This is a genomic window from Bradyrhizobium sp., from assembly GCF_049586575.1.
GTDB lineage: Bacteria > Pseudomonadota > Alphaproteobacteria > Rhizobiales > Xanthobacteraceae > Bradyrhizobium.
In genome coordinates this window covers 1-2,214 of sequence record NZ_JBAVCF010000437.1, presented here as the reverse complement: position 1 = coordinate 2,214, position 2,214 = coordinate 1, and the positions used below count along the sequence as shown (strand labels likewise).

Below are 2,214 nucleotides of genomic sequence, written 5' to 3'. Positions count from 1 at the left end.
TCCGCGAGAACTACGATTCGGACGGCGTACCCTCGTTCAACTACGACCGCGCCCAGACCGTGGCTTCGATCGAGCGCATCAAGAAAATCGCCGCGAACCTGAAAGCGACGCTCATCATTCAGCACGACGCGCGTGACGTCGAGAAATTGCCGGCATTCCCCGCGTTCGCCAAATAGCTGGCGGGTCAAGGAATAACGGCGCGCAGCAAGTGGGGCGCCAGACGATATCGACTGAAGGCGGCGCCTGTGCTTTCTCCCTCCCCCGCAAGGGGGAGGGTTGGGTTGGGGAGGGGTCATCGCGTCGAGATCCCCTCCGCTTTGTTCTTCCGAGCGGAGCGACTCCCCTTTTCAAGAGGAGGTGAAAGTGCTTGTCGGGGTCTGCTTATCCAACGCCGGCGAAAATCGCCGGTGTTTCATTTCGCCTGCTTGGCTGGACCTAGCTCGGCCAACGCCTTGTCCTCGGAATGCATCGCAAGGATGTCGAGGCCGGCGCGCTAGCCGAGCGGCTTCAGAATCTTCACCAGTTCAGCGTGGACGAACTCGTTGCCGCAGATCACGCTGCGGGTGACGAGCGGATCGTCGTCGCCGGCGATACCAGAGACGATGCCGCCGGCTTCGCGCACCACGATTTGCCCGGCCGCCATGTCCCACGGCTGAAGGTTGCGCTCCCAGTAGCCGTCGAGCCGTCCAGCCGCCACAAAGGCCATGTCGAGGGACGCTGCACCAAAGCGGCGCAGGCCCGCCACGCGGTTCTGGATTTCGGCCATCTCGACGCGCGAAAGTTCGTGATCGCCGCGTCCGATATGCGGCAATCCGCAGGCGATCACACATTCGTTGAGCTTGCGGCGGCCCGCGACGCGCAGCCGCTGATCGTTGAGAAAGGCGCCCTTGCCGCGCTCGGCGGTATAAAGCTCGTCATTGGCCGGATTGTAGATCACGCCCGCGATCACCGTGCCTTCGCGCTGGAGCGCAATCGAGATCGCAAACTGCGGAATGCCGTGCAGAAAATTCGTCGTGCCGTCGAGCGGATCGACAATCCATGTGTGGGTCTTGTCGTCACCCTCGCGCGCGCCACCTTCCTCGCCGATGAAGCCGTAGCCGGGTCGGGCCTTGGAAAGATCCGAATACAGCATCTCCTCGGCGCGGCGGTCGGCCAGGCTGACGAAGTTAGCCGGTCCCTTCAGCGACACCTGGAGATTTTCGATTTCGCCGAGGTCGCGATTGAGGCTGCGGCCGGCGCGGCGCGCCGCCTTGACCATGACATTGAGAAGGGCTGATTGCAGCATTGATCCCGGCGATTTGCTTTGACGAAACGGTGCGCTCCCCTCTCCCTTTGGGGAGAGGGTTACGGTGTTAGTGAGGTTCGAGACCCCTCACATGGCGCTGCGCGCCGACCCCTCCCCACAGGGACGAGGTGAAGATAGATGTGGGTGCCCTGTGGCGAGGGTGCCGTCAAGGTTATTTGGTGCCGAACCACTTGTGCACTTCGGCGTCCGCCTTGGCTTTATCCTCCGCGCTCATCGTGGAGAGGGCCTGATCAAGCTCCGGATCGCCCTTGCCGGCTGTTTTCGCGATGGTGTGCCACTTCAGCGCCTCGACCCTGTCGACCGGCACCCCCCGGCCGCTGGCCAGCACCCGGGCGAGGCGGTTCTGGGCGATCGGATTGTTCTGCCTGGCGGCCCTGCGCAGTAAAGTGATCGCCGCTGCCTCGTTCTTTGCGGTGCCGGTGCCGTTGAACAGCGCAATCGCGTATTCGACCTCGGCATCGATATTGCCGGCCATTGAAGCCGCCTGAAGCAGCCGCGCCGCCTTTTCGGCGTCCTTGGGCACGCCGGTGCCCTCCTTGTAGAAGGTCGCAAGCGCATACTGGGCTTCCGGATTGCCGGCGTCGGCCGCCACGCGGAACAATTCCGCCGCTCGCCTGACGTCCTGCGGCAGCGTCTCGCCGCCGAGATACATCAACCCGAGATTATAGGTGGCCTTGGGATTGCCGAGCTTGGCCGACGACGCCAGCAGTTTCGCCGCTTCCTCGCGGTTGACCGGGCCGCCGCGGCCGGCCAGCCGCAACATCGCCAGTTCGAACATCGCTTCGCGGTCGCCGGCATCCGCCGCGCGCTTGTACCAGGCGGCGGCCTTGGCGTCGTCGCGCGGGACGCCGAATGCATTGGCGTAGAGCTCGCCGAGCATGGTCATTGCCTTGGGGTCGCCCTTCTCC

The 2,214-nt window shown here is 64.0% G+C and carries 2 protein-coding genes; both read right to left on the bottom strand.

The genetic code is table 11. The annotated features are described in order from the left end of the window. Positions 1 to 493 precede the first annotated feature (493 nt). On the bottom strand, positions 494 to 1,285 hold the full coding sequence (locus tag WB528_RS17310; RefSeq protein ID WP_423889629.1) for an inositol monophosphatase family protein: 792 nt from the start codon (positions 1,283 to 1,285) through the stop codon (positions 494 to 496). Between the two features lie 172 nt (positions 1,286 to 1,457). Further along, positions 1,458 to 2,214: tetratricopeptide repeat protein (locus WB528_RS17305; protein ID WP_423889628.1), on the bottom strand; the 757-nt coding region annotated here is incomplete at its 5' end.

What these genes read in the sequence shown, in the direction of transcription:
- WB528_RS17310 (WP_423889629.1), bottom strand. Translation starts at nt 1,285, where the DNA reads ATGCTGCAATCAGCCCTTCTCAATGTCATGGTCAAGGCGGCGCGCCGC.